We start from the raw sequence: 23,705 nt of genomic DNA on the forward strand, positions 1-23,705 counted from the left end.
GGGCGTGATGAGCCTGACCGGAACCCCCTTCTTCGTGACCGCGATCATCGCGGCCGCGGCCGCCCTGCTGCTGCCCCTCCTCCTGTGGACCAGGGTCGGCGGCCCGGCGCTCGTCCGCTGGGTCTCGCGGCTCCTCATGCTCGGCTTCGCGCAGGTCACCGCGATCCTCGTGGTCTTCCTGCTCGTCAACAACGCCAACGGCCTCTACGACACCTGGGACGACCTGCTCGGCGGCGGCGACCACGTCAACGCCGCGCCCGACCTCGGACCCGACGGCACCGGCGGCATGAACACGGCCACCGAGCCCAAGGTGAAGCAGAAGTTCGTGCCGTACACCAGCAAGGTCGGCAAGGGCGTCATGAAGACCATGCTCAAGGGGCAGGTCTCGGGCGTCGAGGGCGAGGTGGCGGTGTGGCTGCCGCCGCAGTACGACGACCCCGCCTACCAGGGCAAGACCTTCCCCGTCGTCGAGCTGCTCCCCGGCTACCCCGGCTCGATAGGCGCCTGGTTCGGCACCCTGAAGTCGCAGGAGCAGCTCACGCCGCTGATGGAGCGGGGCGAGGTCGCGCCCTTCATCCTCGTGTCGCCGCGCACCACGCTCCTGAGCGGCAAGGACACCGGCTGCGCCAATGTGCCGGGCGTCGTCAACGCCGACACCTGGCTCAGCGTGGACGTCCGCAAGATGATCACCGACAACTTCCGCGCGACCCCCGGCGCGGACGGCTGGGCCGTCGCCGGATACTCCGCGGGCGCCCACTGCGCCGCCAAGCTCGCCATCGAGCACCCCGACCGTTACCGCGCCGGCGTCACCCTGTCCGGCTACAACGACCCGGCCGCCGAGAAGGACTCGATCACCGCGAAGGACCCCAAGCTGCGCACGGAGTCCAACCCGCTGTGGATCCTCAAGCACGCGCCGAAGCCGCCGCACGTCTCGCTGTTCGCCTCCGGGGAGCAGAACGACGGCTACAGCGACGGGCTCGCCCTGAAGAAGGCCGCCAAGGCGCCCACCACGGTGAACGTGGTCAAGCTCAACGGCGGAGGCCACGCGAGTTCGGTGTGGAAGGCACAGGTCCCGGACGTCTTCCGCTGGCTCACCAAGGAGATGGGCGCGGGCGCCAAGCCGGCCGTGGGCCGCGGGGTCTGACACACCGTCAGTACATGGGCGCCGTCGCGGGTCCGGGGTGCTGCCGTGCCCGGCTCAGGCGGGCCGCACGGCCCCCGCGAACGGCATCTCGTCGATCGGCGCGACCCGCACCGGAGCCCCCGGATGCGGCGCGTGGATCATGTTGCCGCCGCCGATGTAGAGCCCGACGTGGCTGATCCCGGAGTAGAAGAAGACCAGGTCGCCCGGGGCGAGCTGGGAACGCGGCACCGGGGTCCCCGCGTTGATCTGGGTGTACGTGGTCCGCGGCAGCTGCACCCCGGCCGAGCGCCAGGCGGCCTGGGTCAGCCCCGAGCAGTCGAAGGACGAGGGGCCCGTCGCGCCCCAGACGTACGGCTTGCCGAGCGCGCCGTACGCGAAGGCGACGGCGGCCGCGGCGCGTGAACTGGGCGCGGCCACGACCGGCCCGCGCGGGGTGTCGGACGACCGGCTGGCCCGGGTGTCGGCGGCCGCCCCGTCGCCCTGCTCGTACGCCGCCCGCTCGGGCCGGCTGAGCTGGGCGAGCAGCGCCTCCGCCGAGGTGATCTTCGACTGGATGTCGCTCTTCTGCTTCCGCAGCGTCGACTGCCGGCCGCGCAGCTCGGTGAGCTTGGTGTCGGCCGTGGAGTGCAGCCGGTCGAGCTCCGAGAGCTGCTTGCGCACCCCGGCGACGGCGATCGCGGTCCGGTCCCCGGCGTGCTGGGCGAGCGCGGCGTCGTCCAGGTAGCGCGTCGGGTCGGACGACAGGAAGAGCTGGAGCTCGGGGGCGACGGTTCCGCTGCGGTACTGCGCGGCCGCGAGGGAGCCGAGCGCGGTGCGCGCGGTGTTGAGCTGCGCGGTCTTGCGCGCGGCCTCGTCCCGCAGCGCGTTCAGTGAGCGCTCGGCCTCGTCCGCCTTCTCCTTCGTCCCGTCGTACGCCTCCGTCGCGGCCTCCGCTTCGTGGTACAGCTGGTCGACCTTGGCCTTCACCTGCGCGGGTGTGAGCTTCGGATCCGCGTGCCCGGACCCCTCGAAGAGGGTCGCGGTGGCCGCCGACGCCAGAGCGAGCGTCGCGGCGGTGCGGGCGGCGGGACCGGTGAGCGGATGCTGCTTGGGCTTTCGGTGCGCAGCCACGAGGGCCTTCACGTCCTTCCGTACGGCAGTGCTTCCGGGCTGCGGCACCCCGGGAGGGGAGCCGTTCCGACGACGGACCGCACAGGGGGAGCGGCCCGCCGCCGGACCTTTCGGCGGGATGACCGACGACCGTCCAGCGATGCGACGGCGGTGGGGAGTCGGCCACCTGGGGGAGGACGCTAAACCTGGGCGACACGGCCCAGCCAGGTCATGACGGGAAGTGCCGTCTTCCGGCGACTCGATGACAGGATCCGACCGGAGCCGGGGCATTGGTCCCCGGTCTGTGCGCCTGCTGTGACCGAAGTGCCGGTTGGGCCCCACCCGCCGCAAGGAGCCTGATAAGCGGGAATTAGGCTCCGGGCCATGGACGTACTCATCAATGTCGTCGTCGGCCTGCACATCATCGGCATCGCCGCGCTGCTCGGCGGATTCCTCACGCAGATGAAGGCGATGAGCGCGGGCACCGCCCGCTTCGTCCCCGGGATGCTGCACGGCGCCCTGACCATGCTGGTCACCGGCGTCGCCCTGGTCGGTCTCAGCCAGGCCAACGACGAGAGCGTGAACACCCTCAAGATCGGCGTGAAGCTCGCCGTCCTGATCGTCATCCTCGGCCTGGTCTACGTGAAGCGCGACGACGAGAAGATCGCGAAGGGCCTCTTCGGCGCGGTCGGCGCCCTCACCGTGGTGAACATCTTCATCGCGCTGCTCTGGCACTGAGCCGCCGCGCTGCTCCGGCGCCGAGCCCCGGTTCCCGCCGGGTTCCCGCCGAGTTCCCGCCCCGGTTCCCGCCGGGTTCTCGAAGGCGGGGACGCGGTGTCAGAGGGGCGGCCTAGACTCGGGAGACGATGAGCAGCCTCTTTGACGACAGCTTCCTGGCGGACCTCCAGCCCTCGCAGGAGGAGCACCCGCCGCCGCCCGAGGAGTCGCACGCGCCCGAAGCGGTGCCGGACGACCTGTTCGGGGGCCGGTTCGACGCACCCGTGGACCGCGACGCGTACTACCGCGGCGGCGCCCCGCGCCCCGCGCTCGACGCGGCGGCCCTTCTGGAGGGGCTGAACGAACAGCAGCGCGCCGCCGTGGCGCACGCCGGCTCGCCCCTGCTCATCGTCGCCGGCGCCGGTTCAGGCAAGACCCGGGTGCTCACCCACCGCATCGCCCACCTCCTGGCGACCCGCGGCGTGCACCCCGGCCAGATCCTCGCGATCACCTTCACCAACAAGGCCGCCGGCGAGATGAAGGAGCGCGTCGAGCAGCTGGTCGGCCCGCGCGCCAACGCCATGTGGGTCATGACCTTCCACAGCGCGTGCGTGCGCATCCTGCGCCGCGAGTCGAAGAAGCTCGGCTTCACCTCATCGTTCTCGATCTACGACGCCGCCGACTCCAAGCGCCTCATGGCCCTGGTCTGCCGCGACCTCGACCTCGACCCGAAGAAGTTCCCGCCGAAGGCGTTCAGCGCCAAGGTGTCCAACCTGAAGAACGAGCTGATCGACGAGGAGACCTTCGCGGGCCAGGCCGCGGACGGCTTCGAGAAGACGCTCGCGCAGGCCTACACGCTCTACCAGGCGAGGCTGCGCGAGGCCAACGCGCTCGACTTCGACGACATCATCATGACCACGGTCCACCTGCTCCAGGCCTTCCCCGACGTGGCCGAGCACTACCGGCTGCGCTTCCGGCACGTCCTGGTCGACGAGTACCAGGACACCAACCACGCCCAGTACACCCTCGTCCGGGAACTGGTCGGCCCCTCCGGCGAGGCGCAGGCCCCGGGCGAGCTGTGCGTGGTGGGCGACGCCGACCAGTCGATCTACGCCTTCCGCGGCGCGACGATCCGCAACATCCTCCAGTTCGAGGAGGACTACCCGGACGCGACGACGATCCTCCTGGAGCAGAACTACCGCTCCACCCAGACGATCCTGTCCGCGGCCAACGCGGTGATCGAACGCAACGAGGGCCGCCGCCCCAAGAACCTGTGGACCGACGCCGGGCCCGGCTCCCAGATCGCCGGTTACGTCGCCGACACCGAGCACGACGAGGCGCAGTTCGTCGCCGACGAGATCGACCGGCTCACCGACAAGGGCGAGGCCAAGGCGGGTGACGTCGCGGTCTTCTACCGCACCAACGCGCAGTCCCGTGTCTTCGAAGAGATCTTCATCAGGGTCGGCCTGCCCTACAAGGTCGTCGGCGGCGTCCGCTTCTACGAGCGCAAGGAGGTCAGGGACGTCCTGGCCTATCTGCGCGTCCTGTCCAACGCCGAGGACACCGTCCCGCTGCGCCGCATCCTCAACGTGCCCAAGCGCGGCATCGGCGACCGCGCCGAAGCCATGATCGACGCCCTGTCGCTGCGCGAGAAGATCAGCTTCCCGCAGGCGCTGCGCCGCGTCGACGAGGCGTACGGCATGGCGGCCCGCTCGGCCAACGCCGTCAAGCGCTTCAACACGCTGATGGAGGAGCTCCGTACGATCGTCGACTCGGGCGCGGGCCCCGCCGTCGTCCTCGAAGCGGTGCTCGAACGGACCGGCTACCTCGCGGAGTTGCAGGCCTCGACCGACCCGCAGGACGAGACCCGCATCGAGAACCTCCAGGAACTGGCCGCCGTGGCCCTGGAGTTCGAGCAGGAGCGCGCCGAGGAGGAAGGCGCGGGGACCCTCGCGGAGTTCCTGGAGAAGGTCGCCCTGGTCGCCGACTCCGATCAGATCCCCGACGAGGACGAGGACGGCTCAGGGGTCATCACCCTGATGACGCTCCACACCGCCAAGGGCCTCGAATTCCCCGTCGTGTTCCTCACCGGCATGGAGGACGGCGTCTTCCCGCACATGCGGGCGCTCGGCCAGGCCAAGGAGCTCGAAGAGGAGCGCCGCCTCGCCTACGTCGGCATCACCCGCGCCCGCGAGCGGCTCTACCTCACCCGCTCCTCGATGCGCAGCGCCTGGGGACAGCCCTCGTACAACCCGGCGTCGCGCTTCCTCGAAGAGATCCCGGCCGCACACCTGGAGTGGAAGCGGACCGGGCCGATGGCCGCGCCCGCCGGCCCGATGTCCGGCAAGTCGCTCGGCGGCGGCATCGGCGGCTCGCTGTCGTCGTCGCGCTCCAAGTCGGGCCCCTCGGGCTTCGCGACCCGGCGCGGCAGCGACAAGCCGGTGATCGCCCTGTCGGTCGGCGACCGCGTCACCCACGACCAGTTCGGCCTGGGCACCGTGATGACGGTGACGGGATCCGGCTCGGACGCACAGGCCACGATCGACTTCGGCGACGAACGCCCGAAGAAGCTCCTGCTGCGGTACGCGCCGGTCGAGAAGCTGTAGCCGGGCGTTCGCGTCCTTCGTTACGTCGGGTCCAGGCCGTGGCTGCGCAGCCACGGCAGGGGGTCTATCGACGAGCCGCCGTGCGGTCGCACCTCGAAGTGGAGGTGCGGCCCGGTGGAGTTGCCGGAGCTGCCCGAGTAGGCGATGACCTCGCCGGCCTTCACCGGACCCGAGCGGATCTTGGTGCTGGACAGATGGCAGTACCAGGTCTCCGTGCCGTCGGCGCCGGTCACTATGGCCATGTTGCCGTAGGCGCTGTTCCACTGGGTGCGGACCGTGCCGTCGATCGCCGACATCACGGGGGTGCCCATCGAGACCGGGAAGTCGATGCCGGTGTGCACCGACATCCAGTTGACGCCGGCCTGCCCGTAGTACGCGCTGAGCCCCTTCTGCGTCACCGGCAGGACGAACTTGGGACGAGCGGCCTCCTTGGCGGCGGCCGCGTCCTCCTTTTTCTTCTTCTCCAGGTCCTGGCGGGCCTTGAGGTCGATACGTTCCTGCGTCCTGCTGGCACGGTCGGCGAAGCTGTTGGCGTCGGCGCTGAGGTTGGCGAGCTGGGTGTCGAGGTTCTTGTTGGCGGCGACCGGCTTGACCGAGGCGGGGTCGGACGCGGCCATCACGGCGGTGCCGCCCTCGTCCTTGCCGCCGCCGAGCCCGCCCACCGAGGCGACCGCGACACCGGCGACCCCCATCACGCACACGGACGGCACCGCGACGGTCAGCAGCGCCGACCGCTTGGCGGGAGTACGCCGTCGACGGCTCCCGGCGGCGCGCCGCGCCTCCGCCCGCGAGGCCGGTACGGCGACGTCGGGCAGCTCGGCGCTCCCGTCGTGCCCGTCGCCGGGGGTTTCGCCCACCGTGTCAGGGGCCTCGGAGCCGAGCGCTTCCGCGAGCTCCACCTGGGGGAACTCGGCGGTCTCGTACGGGAGTTGGGGCTCGGTCGTCGGGGTGACCGGGGCGGCCGGGGTGGCCGGGGCGGCGTTCCACGCGGTCGCGTCGTAGGTACCGGTGTCGGCGTGGGTGCCGGGCACGGCCCACTGGCCGGTGGTGTCGTACGCGGCGGCGAAGGCGCGGGTGTCGTACTGGCCGGTGTCCTGCGCCTGGGTCCAGGCGCGGGCGTCCCACTGGCCCGTCGTGTCGAAGCTGCCGGTGTCGAACTGGCCGGTGTCGAGAGCACCGCTCTGGAACGCGCCGGTCTGCGGGGCGCTGTTGTGCAGGGCGCCCGTGTGGAAAGCACCGGTGTCGAAGGTGCCGGTGCCGAAGGCGCCCGTGTGGAAAGCACCGGTGTGGAAGGAACCGGTGTCGAGAGTGCCGGTCGCGCCGTCCGGTTCGTACGCCGTCGCCTGGGCCGGAACGGTCCACTGGCCGGTGCTGTCGTACGGGGAGGCGAAGGCGCCGGTGTCGAACTGGCCCGTGTGGCCTGCCGCGTAGCCGCTCTGCGCGGTGGGGCCGGCCGGGGCTTGCTGCCCGCCCTGCGTCGCGCTGTGCGTGGCGTCCCGCATCGCGCCGAAGAGCGGATCGACGTCGAAACTGCCGGTGCTGTGGACGTGGGGGCCGCTGCCGCCAGGGCCGTTGCTGCCGCTGAGGTAACCGTCGTGTCCGACGAACCCGGCGTGGGCGTGCTGGTCAGTCACCAACTTCTCTCTCGCCTCGGCAACAGAACCTGCGGCCGGGGTCCCCACTGGGGTGGGGGTCCCGGGGGCAGCAGTGGCGTGACTGTACCCGGCGGTACGCGACGCCGACAATCTTCGGGGGGTTCCGGAGCCGCGAGAAACGGGCAATCGGCCGCCTTTCGGCGGACTATGGGCAGAGCCTTGGCCCTGCGTTCGAGGCACGTTCGACGTGTGTTCGGTGCGACGGGGGTGTCATCCGGCCATAGGGAGCGGGCGCGCCCGCGCGTTCCGGGCGCGGTCGTGGCGGGTGAAGTGGCAGGTTCAGGCGACCGAGAACGCGTCCTGATCGGCCGATTCCGGCTCCCCGGCGGTCAGCGCCTGCCGTACGCCCGCCGCTACGGCCGGGTGAACCGGCAGGGCGAGGTGGCCGATTCCGGTCACCTGGACGTTCTGGACGAGCAGATCGGGGTGGTCGAGGCGCGCCGTCGCCACCGGGATCATCAGCGTGTCGAGGTCGCTCCAGAAGCTCACGAAGCGGGTTCGGATGCCGGGCGCGGGGGCGCGCAGCTCCTCGATCAGCTCGGAACCGGGGCACATCTGCCGCACGATCGGATGGGCGTGCGCGAGCTGTGCCGAGCGGGTCCCGGAGTGCGGGGTGCCCAGGGTGACGAGCGTACGGACCTTCGCGTCGCCGCCCAGGCGCTGCACGTAGTAGCGGGCTATCAGGCCGCCCAGGCTGTGCCCCACTATGTCCACCTCGGGGTGGCCGGTGCGGGAGCAGATCTCCTCGACATGGCGGCCGAGCAGCTCTGCGGCGACCCTGATGTCGACGGTCAGCGGCGAGTAGTTGAGCGATTCGAGGTGCCGCCAGCCGTGCCGGGCCAGCGACCGGCGGAGCAGGACGAAGACGGACCGGTTGTCGATGAAGCCGTGCAGCAGGACCACGGGCGGGTGCGACCGGCCGGAGGTGGGCAGCTGCGGTGTGGCGGCGGGATCGGTCACGGGGTGGCGCTCCGGTGTCAGGCCGGACGGATAGAGGAGCAGGTGCCCGGCGAGGACGGCCAGATCGAGCGCGGTGGCCCGGATCAGCGCCGCCGACAGCCACGCTCGGCGCAGGAACGGCGGCAGGGCGAGGGGTAAGAACGACAAGACCGGCACGGCGGCGACCTCCCGAATGGCATACGGAAGGCCACTCCGTCCCCCGTATGCCCTCATGGGGCTCCGCCGCTGAAGGGCCGCCGCCGGGGCCGGCCCCGAAAGAGCGAGGGCCGGACCACCGTGCTGCGCGGCTGGCAGCACGGTGGTGCGGCGCCTTCGTAGCGGCTCCCCTTGCGCCGCGCCCGACCGGATGGGCGGGCTCTGCGGCGGCTGCCGAGGGCCGACTCATGCGGGTACGGTGCAAAACGAACGTGTCCCACGTGTGATTTCCCCCTCCCTCCCCACCGCGAAACGGCGGGGTGCGGGATGCTGTGGATAACGTTCGTTCACTTCCCCGGCTCTTTGGCGCGGGGTGCGCAGGTGGGACATGTGGAGGCAGTGATGGGTGTAACTGGTCCGATCCGCGTGGTGGTGGCCAAGCCGGGGCTCGACGGTCACGATCGCGGGGCCAAGGTCATCGCGCGGGCGCTGCGTGACGCCGGCATGGAGGTCATCTACACCGGGCTGCACCAGACGCCCGAGCAGATCGTGGACACCGCGATCCAGGAGGACGCCGACGCGATCGGCCTCTCCATCCTCTCCGGGGCGCACAACACGCTGTTCGCGAAGGTGATCGAGCTGTTGAAGGAGCGGGACGCGGAGGACATCAAGGTGTTCGGCGGGGGGATCATTCCCGAGGCCGACATTCCTCCGCTGAAGGAACTCGGCGTGGCGGAGATCTTCACGCCCGGGGCGACCACGGGGTCCATCGTGACCTGGGTCAACGCGAACGTCCGCCAGCCGACCGACGCCTGACCCCCACCCCGCCCCTTCCGGGGGCGCCTGCTTCCGCCCGAGGGGCGCCAGCCGCCGGGCACCGGACGGGCTGAGGATGCCGAGGTGGGCCGGGCATCGAGTAGCTGAGGGGCGCGGGGAACTGCGCGAGCAACCCAGCACGGCCCGCACCCGAAAACCGGGGTCCACGGGGCTCGGCCCCGAGGGGCACCGGACGGGCTGGGGATGCGCATGCGGGCCGGCATCGAGTAGTCAGGGGCACGGGGAACTGCCCGGGTGGGCGGCTAGTTCGTCGCGCATCGCCGCGCGCAGCGACAACGTGGCGACGAGGCGCTGGAACGCCTCGGCCCAGTACCCCCCGGCCCCCGGCGACGCCCCCTCCTCCTCCGGCGGCGTAGCCGTCAGCGCCTCCAGGCGGGGCGACTCCGCAGGATCGAGGCAGCGCTCGGCCAGGCCCATGACCCCGCTGAAGCTCCACGGGTAGCTGCCCGCGTCCCGGGCGATCTCCAGGGCGTCCACCACGGCCCGCCCCAGCGCCCCGGCCCACGGGACCACACATCCTCCGAGCAGCTGGAACGCCTCCGACAACCCGTGCGCGGAGATGAACCGGGCCACCCAGTCCGCCCGTTCGTCGGGCGGCAGGACGGACAGGAGCTTGGCCCGCTCGGCGAGGGAGCCCGTGCCCGCGCCCTCCCCGGGCGGCGCTGACGGCGCGCCGAGCAGCGCCCGGGACCACTCCGCGTTCCCCTGCCGCGCCGCCGCCCGGCACCACGCCGCGTGCAGCTCCGCGCCCCAGTCGTCGGCCACGGGCAGCGCCACGATCTCGATCGCGGTCCGTCCTCCGAGGCGGCCCGGCCAACCGCCGAGCGGCGCGCACTCCACCAACTGGCCCAGCCACCAAGACCGTTCGCCCCGCCCGGCCGGGGGCCGGGGGACGATCCCGTCCCGTTGCATGTCCGCGTCGCACTCGTGCGGCGCCTCCACCGATATCGCCGCCCCGCCGCCCGTCCGGTCCAGGGACACGCACGACGCCGCGCGCCGCGCCATCCGTCCCGCGAGGGCCGAGCCGGGCAGCGCCGAGAGGAGTTCCGCAGCCGTCGCCCGCACAGTGCGGCTCCGGTCGGCGAGCGCCGCCTCCAGGAACGGCTCGTCCGCCGGTGAGAGGCCGCCGCGCAGCGAGTCCAGGAACATCAGCCGGTCCTCGGCCCGCTCCGTCGTCCATGTCCCGGCGAGCAGCGCCCGCCCCGCCTCGGGATCGTGCGCCCGCACCGCCCCGAGCAGCGCCACCCGCTCCGCGAACAGCCCCTCGTCCCACAGGAGTCGCACCGCTTCGGTGTCCCCGGGGCCGGGCAGCGCCGCACCGCCGGCCGCGCCTCGCAGCGCGAAGCGCCACTCGGAGTTGAACCGGGCCAGCCACAGCCCGTACGGCCCCGCGAAGGCGAGGGCCTGGGGACGCAGATCCGTACGGGCGCGAGCCGCGTCGAGCAGCGCCGGTATCAGCTCCGCGGGCGGTCGCAGCCCCCGCTCGTTCGCCATGGCCAGCCACTGCGGAAGCAGCTCCCCGAGATCGGGCGCGGTCCCGCGCCGGCCCCCGGCATGGGCGGGCGCGGACCGGTCGGCGAGGAGCAGCGCCAGGCGACGCCGGGCCGCCGCCGGCACCGCGGGGCGCCCGTCCGGCGGTGCCGCGCCCGGACGCCCGCCCGCCGCCGCCGGAACCAGCCCCGCCCTGCGCCGTACGGTCAGGGCCGCCGCGGTGTCGAGAAGCCGCTCCGCGGTGCCGGCCGCCGGGCGCCGCTCGGTGCCGAGGAGCGCCGTGGTCACCAGCTCCTCCCAGGAGCAGGCGCTCGCCCGCAGGTCAGCGTCGCCCTCGGTGATCGTGGTGGTGCTGGTCATCGGCTCCCTCGTTCCGTCGTGCCTCGTGCGCTCCATGCGTTCCGCCCGGCCGCCGGCCCGTCCCGTCATGTCAGCGCCACCTCCTCACCCGCGCCCTCGGCCCAGGCCGCCAGCGGCGCGAAGCCCCGGTGGCCGCACTCGCCGAAGACCGTCACCGGAGCGCCGCCGGACAGCGCAAGGAGCCGCCACAGGCCCGCGTGGGCGGCGCCGGCCGCGATGACCGGCAACGCCAACCCGCCCTTGGCGTCGGCCAGTTGCCAGGTGTCGCCGCCCTCGCCCGGCGGGACCGGTATCACCTCGGCCAGCGTCGCCGGGCTCGCTTCGAGCCAGGGGTCGTCCAGGAGCGCCCGCCCGTACCGCTCCACCGCGTCGGCCGTCGTGCCGCCCGGCGGCGGTCCGCCGGCCGCGACCGGGGCCGCGTACCGCTCGCCGAGGGCCGCCCGCAGTTGGCCGGCGCCCGGGTACGGCGTCAGGTCGGCGTCGATCGCCAGGCCGACCGGCAGCGCGAGCGCCGGGGCCCGGCCCGCGGCGCCGAAGTCCAGGACCAGCGCCGAGCGGCCCGACTCCCGTCCGTACAGCCAGATCCGGCGGGTGGTGAGCTTCGCGTCGGCCGTGTCGTACTGGGCGAGGACCTGCCAGGTGTCGCGGATCGCGGGGCCCTGCGGAGCGGTGGGCGCGCCGACGCGGGTACGTACCGTCGCGGCCAGGGGCTCGGGGAGCGCGGCGCGGCCCAGCCAGGCCCGGTCGAGCAGATGCAGCAGCGCGCACTCCTCCAGCAGCCGCGTGGGCCACCCCGGACCCGAGCCCGGTATCGCCCCCAACTCCCTCACCCGCGCCGCCAGTCCGGGCGCCTGGGCGTCGACCATGCGGGCCGCCGTCTCCTCCCACAGGCCGTAGCCGGGCCGTTCCGCCGTCGCGAGGCCGCCGCGCAGCAGATCCGCGAGGCGCTGCTCCAACTCCAGGGCCCCGGAGGTGATCCGCTCCGCCCGCTTCTCGGCCCGGCGGCGGGCCGCCTCCGGGTCGGCGACGCCGCCCGCGCCCGCCGCGTCAAGGCGCTTGTCCGCCGTTCTCCCCGCGCGCCCCGCGAGCCACTGCTCCGCCCAGTCGGGCGGCGCCCCGTCCGGCACCGCCCACCCGTCGCCCGACCGGAGCAGCAGCAGCCCCAGCGCGTGCTTGCACGGGAACTTCCGGCTCGGGCAACTGCACTTGTACGCGGGGCCGCTGGTGTCGACCACCGTCCGGTACGGCGTGCTGCCGCTGCCCTTGCACAGACCCCACACCGCCCCCGCTCCGTCGCACCCGTGCTGTGACCACGGCCCGGCGGCGCCGAGCCTGCTTCCCGCCTTGCGTGACGCATCGTCAGGCGCCAGTGCGAGCACCTGCTCCGCCGTCCAGCGGACCCCCTGCTGAGTCATGTCCCCGAAGGTACGTGCGACCACTGACAATTGGCCCTGACCTGCGGCGATTGCCGGTCCGACGCTGATTGTCAGTGGCGTGGTGCACGGTGGTGACACAAGCCGGTCGAACGTCTCGAACGATCTGGAGGGGGAGCCATGACCGTGTCCGAAAACGAGTGTGCGGCAGCATCCGCAACCGAGCCCGCCCGCGTCGATTCCCGCGCCGACGCCACCGACGCCCATATCGCGCCGCGCGCCGATTCCCGTCTCCCGGCGCCTTCCGCGGCGCCCGGGGAAGGCGCCGGGCAGGAGGCGCTGCGTCCGCACGCCGAGGACGCCTTCGCGGGCGAACTCGCGGCGCTCGCCGCGGCCGACGACCGCCCGCGCCCGGCCCGTTGGCGGCTCTCGCCGTGGGCCGTCGCCACCTATCTGCTCGGCGGCACCCTGCCCGACGGCACCGTGATCACCCCCAAGTACGTGGGCCCGCGGCGCATCGTCGAGGTGGCCGTCACCACCCTCGCCACCGACCGCGCGCTGCTCCTGCTCGGCGTGCCCGGCACCGCCAAGACCTGGGTGTCGGAGCATCTCGCGGCCGCCGTCAGCGGCGACTCGACCCTGCTCGTGCAGGGCACCGCCGGCACCCCGGAGGAGGCGATCCGTTATGGCTGGAACTACGCCCAGCTGCTCGCCCACGGCCCCAGCCGCGACGCGCTGGTGCCGAGCCCCGTCATGCGGGCCATGGCGCAGGGCATGACCGCACGGGTCGAGGAGCTGACCCGCATCCCGGCGGACGTGCAGGACTCACTGATCACGATCCTGTCCGAAAAGACGCTGCCGATCCCGGAGTTGGGCGCGGAGACGCAGGCGGTGCGCGGCTTCAACCTGATCGCCACCGCCAACGACCGCGACCGCGGCGTCAACGAACTGTCCAGCGCTCTGCGCCGCCGCTTCAACACGGTGGTGCTGCCGCTGCCCGCGACCGCGGAGGCCGAGGTGGACATCGTGTCGCGCCGCGTCGACCAGCTGGGCCGCTCGCTCGACCTGCCGGCCGTACCCGACGGCATGGCGGAGATCCATCGGGTCGTCACCGTCTTCCGGGAGCTGCGCGAGGGCGTGACCACCGACGGCCGCACCAAGCTCAAATCCCCTTCGGGGACGCTCTCCACGGCCGAGGCGATCTCCGTCGTGACCGGTGGTCTCGCGCTCGCCGCCCACTTCGGCGACGGGGTCCTCAGGTCCGGCGACGTGGCCGCCGGCATCCTCGGCGCCGTGGTGCGCGATCCGGCGGCGGACCGCGTCATCTGGCAGGAGTACCTGGAGACCGTGGTCCGCGAGCGGGACGGCTGGAAGGACTTCTACCGCGCCTGCCGTGAGGTGTCCGTATGACCGCGTCCGCGCCCGGCGCCGCCCCGCCCCGCGCGGCAGGGCCGCTGCTGCTCGGGGTGCGTCACCACGGGCCCGGCTCCGCGCGGGCGGTGCGCGCCGCGCTGGAGCGCGCACGGCCGCGCGCCGTCCTCGTCGAGGGGCCGCCCGAGGGCGATGCCCTGCTGGCCCTCGCCGCCGACGAGGCCATGCGCCCGCCGGTCGCGCTGCTCGCCCATGTCGTCGACGATCCGGGCCGGGCCGCGTTCTGGCCGATGGCCGAGTTCTCGCCGGAGTGGGTGGCGATCCGCTGGGCGCTGGCCAATGACGCCCGGGTCCGCCTCATCGACCTGCCCGCCGCCCACTCGCTCGCGATGGAGCCCGACCCGGCGGACCCGGAAGCGCCCGAGCCCCCCGAGGACGGCCGGCCGCTCGACCCGCTCGATCCGATCGGCGCGCTCGCCGAGGCCGCCGGCTACGACGACCCGGAGCGCTGGTGGGAGGACGTCGTCGAGCACCGGGGCGCCGCCGCGGACCCGCGGGCGCCGTTCGCCGCGCTCGGCGAAGCCATGGCCGCGCTGCGCGAGGCGTACGGCGACGGCGGCCACCCGCGCGACCTGGTCCGCGAGGCGTACATGCGGCAACAACTACGCGCGGCGGTAAAGGAGTTCGGGCCGGGCGAGGTCGCCGTGGTCTGCGGGGCGTGGCACATGCCGGCGCTCGCCGGGAAGTTCACCGTCGCCGCCGACCGCGCGCTGCTCAAGGGACTGCCCAAGGTCAAGGCCGACCTGACGTGGGTGCCGTGGACCCACCGCAGGCTCGCCCGGCGCAGCGGCTACGGCGCGGGCATCGACTCGCCGGGGTGGTACGGGCATCTGTTCAGCGCCCCCGACCGGCCGGTGGAGCGCTGGATGACCAAGGTGGCGGGGCTGCTCCGCGCGGAGGACCACCAGGTCTCCTCGGCCCATGTCATCGAGGCCGTCCGCCTCGCGGCCACGCTCGCCGCGCTGCGCGGCCGCCCGCTGCCCGGCCTCGCCGAGACCACGGACGCCGTACGGGCCGTCATGTGCGAGGGGTCCGACGTGCCGCTCGCCCTGATCCAGGACCGCCTCGTCGTGGGCGATGTGCTCGGCGAGGTGCCCGATGCCGCGCCGGCCGTGCCGCTCCAGCGCGACCTCGTACGGACGCAGCGGACCCTGCGGCTCAAACCGGAGGCGCTGGAGCGGGAGTTGGAGCTCGACCTGCGCAAGGAGACCGACGCGGCGCGCAGCCGGCTGCTGCACCGGCTGCGGCTGCTCGGCATCGGCTGGGGCGAGCGGACCGAGGCCCGCTCCACCGGCACCTTCCGGGAGAACTGGCGGCTGCGCTGGGAGCCCGAGCTGTCGGTGCGGGTCGCCGAAGCCGGGGTGTGGGGCACCACCGTGGAAGCCGCGGCCACCGCAAGGGCGGCGTCGGACGCGGTCGCCACGACCGCCCTCGGCGCCATCGCCACGCTCGCCGAGTGCTGCCTCGCGGCCGAACTGCCGGACGCGCTGCCGGTGGTGATGCGGGCCCTGGCCGACCGGGCCGCGCTCGACACGGACGTCGCCCACCTCGCACAGGCCCTGCCGGCCCTCGCCCGCACCCTGCGCTACGGCGATGTGCGCGGCACCCCGGCCGCCGGTCTCGCCGACGTCGCGGCGGGCCTCGCCGACCGGATCTGCGTGGGCCTGCCGCCCGCCTGCGCCGGCCTCGACGCGGACGGCGCGGCCGAGATGCGGACGCACCTCGACGCCGTCCACGCCTCCATCTGCCTCCTCCCGGACCCGGCCGGGGGCGGGGCGGGCGGCCTGCGCGACCGCTGGTCCGCGATGCTCGCCCGGCTCGCCGCGCGCGACACGGTGCCCGGCGTCCTCCGCGGCCGCGCGGTGCGGCTGCTGCTCGACGACGGGCGCGTCGAGAGCGAGGAAGCGGCCCGCTCCATGGGGCTCGCGCTCTCCCCGGGCACGGCGCCGGCCGACGCGGCCGCGTGGATCGAGGGGTTCGTCGGCGGGGCCTCGGGCGGCGGCATGCTCCTGGTCCACGACGACCGGCTGCGCGCCCTGGTCGACGGCTGGCTCACCAGCGTGACCCCGGAGGCGTTCACCGACGTACTGCCGCTGCTGCGCCGCACGTTCGCCGCCTACGAGGCCGGGGTGCGGCGCACCTTGGGGGAGCTGGCGCGGCGCGGCCCCGCGGTGCGCACCGCGCCCGGTGACGCGGCCGCCCCCGGATTCGGCGCGGGGCTCGACACCGCGCGCGCCGATGCGGTCCTGCCCCTCCTGTCCCTGCTCCTGGGCCGGGACGGATCGCCCGGATCCGCCCGCCACGACGCGACCCACGCGCCGGCCGCGCCCTGTGCGGCCACCGCCCCCGACCGAACCGGCGCCCTCACCGATCCCGACGAGCGGAATGGAACCGACGCCCTTGCCGGACCCGACGGCCCTCACGGACCCGACGACCACGATGGCTCCAGCGACCCCGAAGACTCCAGCGACCCCGAGGACTCCATCGGCACGGAAGGCTCCAACAACCCTGTGGGGGTGGGCAGATGACGACCAGCATGCGACCAAGTGACGACGAGCGGCTGCGGCGCTGGCGGCTCGTGCTCGGCGGCGAGCCGGGCGCCGACGGCACCGGCCACGCCCTCACCGGACGGGACGCCGCGATGGACGGCGCGCTCACCGCCCTCTACGGCGGCAACAGGAACGGCGCCCAGAACGGCGCCAGGAACACCGCCAAGGACCGGGGCGCCGGGCTCGGGGCGTCCGCGCCGTCCGTCGCGCGCTGGCTCGGCGACATCCGTACGTACTTCCCGAGCTCCGTCGTGCAGGTCATGCAGCGCGACGCCATCGAGCGGCTCGGCCTCGCCGCGCTGCTCCTCGAACCGGAGATGCTGGAGGCCGTCGAGGCCGACGTCCACCTCGTGGGCACCCTGCTCTCGCTCAACAAGGCGATGCCCGAGACCACCCGGGAGACCGCGCGCGCCGTGGTGCGCAAGGTCGTCGACGATCTGGAGAAGCGGCTCGCCACCCGCACCAGGGCCACCCTCACCGGCGCCCTCGACCGCACCGCCAGGATCAGCAGGCCCCGCCACCGCGACATCGACTGGGACCGCACGATCCGGGCCAACCTGAAGAACTACCTGCCCGAGCACGGCACGGTCGTGCCCGAGCGGCTCGTCGGATTCGGGCGGGCGGCGCGGGGCGTGAAGAAGGACGTCGTGCTCTGCATCGACCAGTCCGGGTCGATGGCCGCGTCCGTCGTGTACGCCTCCGTCTTCGGGGCCGTGCTCGCCTCGATGCGCTCGATCGCGACGCGCCTGGTGGTCTTCGACACCGCCGTCGTCGACCTCACCGACCAGCTCGACGACCCGGTCGACGTCCTGTTCGGCACCCAGCTCGGCGGCGGCACCGACATCAACCGGGCCCTCGCGTACTGCCAGTCGCAGATCACCCGCCCCGCCGACACCGTCGTCGTACTGATCAGCGACCTCTACGAGGGCGGGATACGGGACGAGATGCTGAAGCGGGTCGCCGCGATGAAGGCCGCCGGGGTGCAGTTCGTGGCCCTGCTCGCCCTGTCCGACGAGGGCGCCCCAGCCTACGACCGCGAGCACGCCGCGGCGCTCGCCGCGCTCGGCGCCCCGGCCTTCGCCTGCACCCCGGACCTCTTCCCCGACGTGATGGCCGCGGCGATCGAGCGCCGCCCCCTGCCGATACCCGACGCGTGAGGCCGGCCCCGCCCGGACGCGCGCCGAGCAGGTGATCTGTGACAGGTATCACCGCTCAGGTGTGATCTGCGATTTAGGGAGGCAGGGCCTGCGGAGATAACCTGCGAGACGGACATGCCGCGTACTCGGACACCGTGTACGCCTCCCTCAGTGACAGCGCCGTCACGTTGCCCTTCGCGGCACGCCCAGCAGACAACGCAACCGCGATACCACTGAAAAGGGACGGACGCGCGTGGACCTGTTCGAGTACCAGGCGAGGGACCTCTTCGCCAAGCACGGTGTACCGGTGCTGGCCGGTGAAGTGATCGACACGCCTGAGGCGGCGCGCGAGGCCACTGAGCGTCTCGGCGGCAAGTCGGTCGTCAAGGCGCAGGTGAAGGTCGGTGGCCGCGGCAAGGCCGGCGGCGTGAAGCTGGCCGCCGACGCGGACGAGGCCGTCGCCCGCGCCACCGACATCCTCGGCATGGACATCAAGGGCCACACGGTCCACAAGGTGATGATCGCCGAGCTGTCTCCGGAGATCGAGGCGGAGTACTACGTCTCGTACCTCCTCGACCGCACCAACCGCACCTTCCTCGCCATGGCGTCGGTGCAGGGCGGCATGGACATCGAGGAGGTCGCGGAGAAGACCCCCGAGGCCCTCGCGAAGGTCCCGGTCAACGCCGTCGACGGCGTCGACATCGAGAAGGCCCGCGAGATCGTGGCCCTGGCGAAGTTCCCGGCCGACGTGGCCGAGGGCGTCGCCGAGGCCATGGTCACCCTGTGGAAGACCTTCGTCGCCGAGGACGCGCTCCTCGTCGAGGTCAACCCGCTGGTGAAGACCAAGGACGGCCGCATCCTCGCCCTCGACGGCAAGGTGTCGCTCGACGAGAACGCCGAGTTCCGTCAGCCGGAGCACGAGGCGCTCGAGGACAAGGCCGCGGCCAACCCCCTCGAGGCGGCGGCCAAGGCCAAGAACCTCAACTACGTGAAGCTCGACGGCGAGGTCGGCATCATCGGCAACGGCGCGGGTCTCGTCATGAGCACCCTCGACGTCGTCGCGTACGCCGGTGAGAACCACGGCGGCGTGAAGCCGGCCAACTTCCTCGACATCGGCGGCGGCGCGTCCGCCCAGGTGATGGCGAACGGCCTGGAGATCATCCTCGGCGACGCGGACGTCAAGTCCGTGTTCGTCAACGTCTTCGGCGGCATCACCGCCTGCGACGAGGTCGCCAACGGCATCATCCAGGCGCTGGCCCTGCTCGCCGAGAAGGGCGAAGAGGTCACCAAGCCGCTCGTCGTCCGTCTCGACGGCAACAACGCGGAGCTGGGTCGCAAGATCCTCAGCGACGCCAACCACCCGCTCGTGCAGCGCGTGGACACCATGGACGGCGCGGCCGACAAGGCCGCCGAGCTCGCGGCTGCGAAGTAAGGGAAGAGGTTAAGACACCACCATGGCTATCTTCCTCACCAAGGACAGCAAGGTCATCGTCCAGGGCATGACCGGCGCCACGGGCATGAAGCACACCAAGCTCATGCTGGCCGACGGCACCAACATCGTCGGTGGCGTGAACCCGCGCAAGGCCGGCCAGTCCGTCGACTTCGACGGCACGGACGTCCCGGTCTTCGGCTCCGTCAAGGAAGCGATGGAGAAGACGGGCGCCGACGTCTCCGTCCTCTTCGTGCCCCCGGCCCACGCCAAGGCCGCCGTCGTCGAGGCCATCGACGCCGAGATCGGTCTCGCCGTCGTCATCACCGAGGGCATCGCGGTCCACGACTCCGCCGCCTTCTGGGCGTACGCGAACTCCAAGGGCAACAAGACCCGCATCATCGGCCCGAACTGCCCCGGTCTGATCACGCCGGGCCAGTCCAACGCCGGCATCATCCCGGGCGACATCACCAAGCCGGGCCGTATCGGCTTGGTGTCGAAGTCCGGCACGCTGACCTACCAGATGATGTACGAGCTGCGTGACATCGGCTTCTCGTCCGCCGTCGGCATCGGTGGCGACCCGGTCATCGGCACCACGCACATCGACGCGCTCGCCGCGTTCGAGGCCGACCCCGAGACCGACCTGATCGTCATGATCGGCGAGATCGGCGGCGACGCCGAGGAGCGTGCGGCCGACTACATCAAGGCCAACGTCACCAAGCCGGTCGTCGGCTACGTCGCGGGCTTCACCGCGCCCGAGGGCAAGACCATGGGCCACGCCGGCGCCATCGTCTCCGGCTCCTCCGGCACCGCCCAGGCGAAGAAGGAGGCCCTGGAGGCCGCAGGCGTCAAGGTCGGCAAGACGCCGACCGAGACCGCCAAGCTCGCGCGCGCCATCCTCGGCAGCTGAGCACCGCCTGAGCACCGCCGCGCGGAGCCCGGCTCCACGCGTACGCATGAAGGGCCCGCACCCCACCCCGGGGTGCGGGCCCTCGTGCGTGCGGGGCCGCGGACGGACGACCGGGTCAGCGGATGTCGAGGACCAGGCGGTGCGGGCCCCGCGCCGGTTCCCTGCGCAGCTTGTCGCGCAGCTCGATGTCCTCGCCGGTCAGCCGCTGAGGACCGCTGTTGACGGGCACACCCCCGACCCGCTCGCCCACCGGCACCGGGCGCACGTGGTAGTGCGGGACCGTCACCACGGTGAAGGCCGTCGCGCCCACGATCAGCGTGGTGAAGGCGATCGCGGCCCGGGTCCAGAAGCGGCGGCGCCGCTCGCCCCCGACCCGTACCGTCCGCGCCTTCGGCAGCGCGGTCAGGGCGGCGGGCCCGGCCTGCGCGAGATCGGTGATGCGGTCGCGCAGCACCGAGGAGAGGGCCTGCGCGGACGGGGCGCGGCCCGCCGCCGGCACCCGTTCGGCGAGGGCGGCGCGCGCGTTCAGCACCCGGTTCGCGGCGGCCGGGGTGCTGGCCTGCGTCTCGGCCGCCGTCTCCGGCAGGTCGAGCCCGAGCCCGTCGTAGAGCAGCACCGTGCGGCGGTAGGCGGGCGGCAGGGCGAGCAGCGCGTCGAGCAGCGCCCGGCGTTCGGGCTCGACGGGCGGCTGGTCGGGGTGTTTGTGGGTGCGCCGGAAGCGGTGCCAGGGCGCCATCGCGTACTCGTACGCGGCCGTCCGCACCCACCCCACCGGGTCCCGGTCGGTGGCGACCTGGGGCCAGTTCTCCCAGGCCAGGTGGAAGGCGCGCGCCACCGATTCCCGGGCGAGCCGGGTGCGCCCGGTGAGCAGATACGTCTGCTGGGCCAGCGCGGGCGCGGTGGCCGCGTACAGCGCGTCGAACGCCTCGGCGGGGGTGAGCCCCGGCTGGTCCACGCCCGAAGGGTCGGCGTGCGCAGCGGGCTCGGGCACGGCGGAATCGGGGGTTCCGGCCGCTGCGGGGGCGGTGCGCGCCTTGGGCGTGGCGCCGCCGTGCGCTTCGTCGGGCGCATCCGGGCCGGGCGCGCCGCCCGACTCCGGCGGCCGCTCGGGGAGGGTGCGGACGCCGCCCTTGGCCGTCGCACCCGCACCCGTCAGCGCGGTGGACTTCAGCGCCTCCTTGGCGGGTTCGGGCACGGTGACGGCCGCGGAGGGGGAGGCGGGCCCGGCGGGTGCGGGCGCCGGGTGGGGCGAGACGGAGGGCTTGGCGGTCCTGCCCCCGGGCCGCGAGGACCTGGGGGCGGCGCCGTCGGCGGCCGGCTTGGGCCGGGTGTTCACCGCGTGCGGTTTGGCCGGCGGTTTGGCCGGGTTCACCGACTGGGCACGGGCGCCGGTGGAGTGACGGTCGGCCCTGGGCCCACCACCGCCCGCGCCGTCACCGGCCGGGTCGTCACCGCCCGCGCCGTCACTGCCCGGGGCCACTGGGGCCACCGGTGCCGGCGGTGTCGCCTCCAGCGCCCCGGCCGGTGTCCCGGCCGCCTCCGGCGCCCCCGTCGGCTGCGGTGACGTTTCTGCCTCGTAGGCGGTGAGCAGCTTCGCGTAACCGGCGAGTCTGCGTCCGCGCGGTGTGGTGCGGCCGGTCTCCCAGGAGCGGACGGTCGCCCGCGTCACGCCGAGGGCCTTCGCGACCTGCGCTTCACTGAGCGCCTTCGCCTCGCGCAGCCGGCGCCGCTCCTTGGGGGTGGGCAGGGGGGACATGGGGTCGGTGTCATCGGTACCGGCCGTGCTCTGTGTCATCAAGGGCTCCCAGGACTCCCCGCGAAGGCCGTGTCGGCGCGTGCACCCGGGGCGAGGCGGCTCGAGAGGACCCGGGTGAAAAGTACATAACCGTATATTGGGCGACACATCGGGCATTCGCCTATTACGCGTAGAAAGCGCGTGTCGTTGGGAGCATGGACGGCGTGACCCAAGTGACCGACCGCGGCCTGCCGTTGCTTTCCGTCCAGGCGCGCTCCTCCGTGCTCGCCACCTGCCTGCTGCGCGGCGCGATCGCGGCGGGGCTCGGGCTCGGCGCCCTTGCCGTGCTCGTGATGGTGCTGTGGATCAGCTCCCCGTACCCGGACAGCGGGCCCGGCGGCGCCCTGCGCACCGCGGCCTCGCTCTGGCTGCTCGCCCATGGAACACAGCTGGTCAGACCCGAAACGCTGACCGGAACACCCGCCCCGGTCGGCGTCGTTCCGCTCCTCCTGATGGCCCTGCCCGGCTGGCTCGCCCACCGCGCCGCGCGCGACGCCCTGATGCCCGACGACGACGGCCAGGACGAGGACGGGGCGTACGGAGCGGAGGAGCCCGCGCCGCTCCCCTCGGGGTGGCTCGTACTCGCGGCCGTCAGCTGCGGCTACCTCGTGGTCGCGGGCGCCACCGTGCTGTACGCGGCCGCGGGACCGCTCCCCGCCGTCCCGCTCAGCGCCGCCCTGCACCTGCCGCTCACCGTGGTGCTCGCCACCGCCGCCGGGGTCTGGACCGCGCACGGCCGCCCGCTCGGGCCGCTGCCCGCCCGGGTCCCGGCCCGGCTGCGCGCCGCCCTCCTGGACTTCCGTACCAGCGCCGCGGCACGCGCGGCCGGAGCCACCGCGGTCACGCTGTTCGGCGGCGGGGCGCTGCTCGCGGCGGCCGGTCTTGCCTGGCACATCGGGGTGGCCGAGGACGCGTTCCTCCGGCTCGCCGAGGACTGGTCGGGGCGGTTCGCGGTCCTGCTGCTGGCCCTCGCCCTGGTGCCGAACGCGGCGGTGTGGGGAGCCGCGTACGGGCTCGGGCCGGGGTTCGCCGTGGGCGCGGGCGCGGTGGCGAGCCCGCTCGGCCTGGCGGGCTCGCCCGCCCTGCCGCACTTCCCGCTGCTCGCGGCCGTACCCGCGGGCGCGCACGGCTCCTGGTGGAACTGGGCGGCTGCCGCGGTGCCGCTCGCGGCGGGCCTCGTCCTGGCCCGGTTCACCGCGCGCGCGGCCGTCGCCGAGGGGTGGGGGCGTCGGCAGACCGCGCGGATCGCCCTGCTCGGCGCGGCCCTGTGCGGCTGCGCCCTGGCGGTGCTCGCGGCCCTCGCGGGCGGGCCGCTGGGCAGTGGAGCGCTCGCCGCGCTCGGCCCGGTGTGGTGGCGCACCGGGGGCGCGGCCCTGCTGTGGACCGCGGTCGTGGGCGCGCCGTGCGCGGTGCTCCTGCGGGGCCTGCGGCTGCGCGCGGCGGCCCCGGACGCGGCGGCGGACCCGGAGCCGACGAGGTCGCCGGAGGACACCGGGGCGACCGGGCGGCCCTCCGCGCGGGCCCGGATCGCCGGGGTCTTCAGGTGGCGGCGGACCGGGCGCGCGAAGACCGCCGACGCGGTGCCGACGCCCGGCGCGTACGGCGGATACGACCCGTTCGATGGCCCGGCCGTGGCCGACGACGGCGACTTCGAGCCGTACGAGTTCCTGCCGGTCGGCGGGGCCGGGCTGTGGCACGAGGACGGGGCGCGCGAGGCCCGCTGGGCCGCGCTCAAGGAGGCGTCGGGCGGCCTGATGGCGGACATCCCCGCCGCGGTGGACATCCCCCCGGCCCTGCGTCCCGACGGAGCGGCGGAGGTTCCCCCGCCCGGTGGCGAGCCGGACCTGCGGCAGGGCCCCGCCCCGGAACCCCACCGGGATCTCGGCCCCACCCCCGAATCGGCATCGGAGCCCGAGCGGGGGCCCGAGCCGCAGCCCGAGCCGAAAAAGCCGGAACTATGGCGCGACCCGGAGCCGGAGCCGGAACCGGAGCCGGAACCACGGCGAGACCCGGAGCCGGAGTCGGGACCAGGGCCGGGACCAGGGCCGACGCCCCACCCGGCCGGCCCGGACACCCCCGCCGGCTAGC

The 23,705-nt window shown here is 73.7% G+C and carries 16 protein-coding genes; 10 read left to right on the forward strand and 6 right to left on the reverse strand.

What is annotated here, in order from left to right:
• Positions 1-7 precede the first annotated feature (7 nt).
• Positions 8-1,144, forward strand: a complete 1,137-nt coding sequence (locus OOJ98_RS17850; protein ID WP_267055882.1) for an esterase family protein — start codon at positions 8-10, stop codon at positions 1,142-1,144.
• A gap of 54 nt (positions 1,145-1,198) precedes the next feature.
• Here the strand turns inward: OOJ98_RS17850 and OOJ98_RS17855 are convergent, their stop codons facing one another.
• Complete coding sequence (locus OOJ98_RS17855) at positions 1,199-2,254, reverse strand: NlpC/P60 family protein (protein WP_267055883.1); 1,056 nt, start codon at positions 2,252-2,254, stop codon at positions 1,199-1,201.
• A 363-nt stretch (positions 2,255-2,617) separates the two neighbouring features.
• Here OOJ98_RS17855 and OOJ98_RS17860 point away from each other — a divergent pair, with 363 nt between their 5' ends.
• On the forward strand, positions 2,618-2,971 hold the full coding sequence (locus OOJ98_RS17860; RefSeq protein WP_267055884.1) for a hypothetical protein: 354 nt from the start codon (positions 2,618-2,620) through the stop codon (positions 2,969-2,971).
• Between the two features lie 128 nt (positions 2,972-3,099).
• Positions 3,100-5,556 carry a DNA helicase PcrA gene (gene pcrA, locus OOJ98_RS17865; RefSeq protein WP_267055885.1) on the forward strand — a complete coding sequence of 819 codons (2,457 nt, stop codon included), beginning with the start codon at positions 3,100-3,102 and terminating at the stop codon, positions 5,554-5,556.
• A gap of 20 nt (positions 5,557-5,576) precedes the next feature.
• Here pcrA and OOJ98_RS17870 read toward each other — a convergent pair whose 3' ends face one another.
• Entirely contained in the window at positions 5,577-7,190 is a 1,614-nt protein-coding gene (locus OOJ98_RS17870) for a M23 family metallopeptidase (RefSeq protein WP_267055886.1), read from the reverse strand.
• Positions 7,191-7,490: 300 nt separating this feature from the next.
• The gene (locus OOJ98_RS17875; protein ID WP_267055887.1) at positions 7,491-8,327 is read right to left on the reverse strand and encodes an alpha/beta fold hydrolase; all 837 of its coding nucleotides are present in this window, start codon (positions 8,325-8,327) and stop codon (positions 7,491-7,493) included.
• A gap of 381 nt (positions 8,328-8,708) precedes the next feature.
• Here OOJ98_RS17875 and OOJ98_RS17880 point away from each other — a divergent pair, with 381 nt between their 5' ends.
• Positions 8,709-9,122, forward strand: a complete 414-nt coding sequence (locus OOJ98_RS17880) for a cobalamin B12-binding domain-containing protein (protein WP_267055888.1) — start codon at positions 8,709-8,711, stop codon at positions 9,120-9,122.
• A 231-nt stretch (positions 9,123-9,353) separates the two neighbouring features.
• On the opposite strand, the gene OOJ98_RS17885 is transcribed toward OOJ98_RS17880, so the two are convergent.
• Together OOJ98_RS17885 and OOJ98_RS17890 are read right to left on the reverse strand one after the other, a co-directional pair.
• A complete protein-coding gene (locus OOJ98_RS17885; RefSeq protein ID WP_267055889.1) occupies positions 9,354-10,994 on the reverse strand; it encodes a DUF5691 domain-containing protein in 1,641 nt (546 codons plus the stop codon).
• Between the two features lie 65 nt (positions 10,995-11,059).
• Positions 11,060-12,409: an SWIM zinc finger family protein gene (locus tag OOJ98_RS17890; protein ID WP_267055890.1), complete on the reverse strand. Its 1,350-nt coding sequence runs from the start codon at positions 12,407-12,409 to the stop codon at positions 11,060-11,062.
• A 138-nt stretch (positions 12,410-12,547) separates the two neighbouring features.
• Here OOJ98_RS17890 and OOJ98_RS17895 point away from each other — a divergent pair, with 138 nt between their 5' ends.
• From OOJ98_RS17895 to sucD, 5 genes are all read left to right on the forward strand, one after another.
• Positions 12,548-13,777 carry an AAA family ATPase gene (locus OOJ98_RS17895; protein WP_267055891.1) on the forward strand — a complete coding sequence of 410 codons (1,230 nt, stop codon included), beginning with the start codon at positions 12,548-12,550 and terminating at the stop codon, positions 13,775-13,777.
• Positions 13,774-16,326: a DUF5682 family protein gene (locus OOJ98_RS17900; RefSeq protein WP_267055892.1), complete on the forward strand. Its 2,553-nt coding sequence runs from the start codon at positions 13,774-13,776 to the stop codon at positions 16,324-16,326. The genes OOJ98_RS17895 and OOJ98_RS17900 overlap by 4 nt, the downstream gene beginning before the upstream one ends.
• Positions 16,323-17,504, forward strand: coding sequence for a VWA domain-containing protein (locus tag OOJ98_RS17905; protein ID WP_267055893.1), 1,182 nt, complete (start codon positions 16,323-16,325; stop codon positions 17,502-17,504). Before OOJ98_RS17900 ends, OOJ98_RS17905 begins: the two co-directional genes overlap by 4 nt.
• Positions 17,505-17,736: 232 nt before the next feature.
• Positions 17,737-18,915 (forward strand): ADP-forming succinate--CoA ligase subunit beta, encoded by a 1,179-nt coding sequence (sucC, locus tag OOJ98_RS17910; RefSeq protein ID WP_267055894.1) that lies wholly within the window; start codon positions 17,737-17,739, stop codon positions 18,913-18,915.
• 22 nt (positions 18,916-18,937) lie between these two features.
• Positions 18,938-19,822, forward strand: a complete 885-nt coding sequence (sucD, locus tag OOJ98_RS17915) for a succinate--CoA ligase subunit alpha (RefSeq protein ID WP_267055895.1) — start codon at positions 18,938-18,940, stop codon at positions 19,820-19,822.
• A 115-nt stretch (positions 19,823-19,937) separates the two neighbouring features.
• Here sucD and OOJ98_RS17920 read toward each other — a convergent pair whose 3' ends face one another.
• Entirely contained in the window at positions 19,938-21,617 is a 1,680-nt protein-coding gene (locus OOJ98_RS17920; RefSeq protein ID WP_267055896.1) for a sigma factor-like helix-turn-helix DNA-binding protein, read from the reverse strand.
• Positions 21,618-21,781: 164 nt separating this feature from the next.
• Here OOJ98_RS17920 and OOJ98_RS17925 point away from each other — a divergent pair, with 164 nt between their 5' ends.
• Positions 21,782-23,704, forward strand: coding sequence for a DUF6350 family protein (locus OOJ98_RS17925; protein ID WP_267055897.1), 1,923 nt, complete (start codon positions 21,782-21,784; stop codon positions 23,702-23,704).
• Position 23,705: the final 1 nt, after the last annotated feature.

The sequence above is a fragment of the Streptomyces sp. NBC_00083 genome, from assembly GCF_026343295.1.
Classification (GTDB): domain Bacteria; phylum Actinomycetota; class Actinomycetes; order Streptomycetales; family Streptomycetaceae; genus Streptomyces.

Bases quoted from the DNA above. Each gene is read 5' to 3' on its own strand.
- OOJ98_RS17850 (WP_267055882.1), top strand. From the start codon at position 8: ATGAGCCTGACCGGAACCCCCTTCTTCGTGACCGCGATCATCGCGGCC.
- OOJ98_RS17860 (WP_267055884.1), top strand. From the start codon at position 2,618: ATGGACGTACTCATCAATGTCGTCGTCGGCCTGCACATCATCGGCATC.
- pcrA (WP_267055885.1), top strand. From the start codon at position 3,100: ATGAGCAGCCTCTTTGACGACAGCTTCCTGGCGGACCTCCAGCCCTCG.
- OOJ98_RS17880 (WP_267055888.1), top strand. From the start codon at position 8,709: ATGGGTGTAACTGGTCCGATCCGCGTGGTGGTGGCCAAGCCGGGGCTC.
- OOJ98_RS17885 (WP_267055889.1), bottom strand. From the start codon at position 10,994: ATGACCAGCACCACCACGATCACCGAGGGCGACGCTGACCTGCGGGCG.
- OOJ98_RS17890 (WP_267055890.1), bottom strand. From the start codon at position 12,409: ATGACTCAGCAGGGGGTCCGCTGGACGGCGGAGCAGGTGCTCGCACTG.
- OOJ98_RS17895 (WP_267055891.1), top strand. From the start codon at position 12,548: ATGACCGTGTCCGAAAACGAGTGTGCGGCAGCATCCGCAACCGAGCCC.
- OOJ98_RS17900 (WP_267055892.1), top strand. From the start codon at position 13,774: ATGACCGCGTCCGCGCCCGGCGCCGCCCCGCCCCGCGCGGCAGGGCCG.
- OOJ98_RS17905 (WP_267055893.1), top strand. From the start codon at position 16,323: ATGACGACCAGCATGCGACCAAGTGACGACGAGCGGCTGCGGCGCTGG.
- sucD (WP_267055895.1), top strand. From the start codon at position 18,938: ATGGCTATCTTCCTCACCAAGGACAGCAAGGTCATCGTCCAGGGCATG.
- OOJ98_RS17920 (WP_267055896.1), bottom strand. From the start codon at position 21,617: ATGACACAGAGCACGGCCGGTACCGATGACACCGACCCCATGTCCCCC.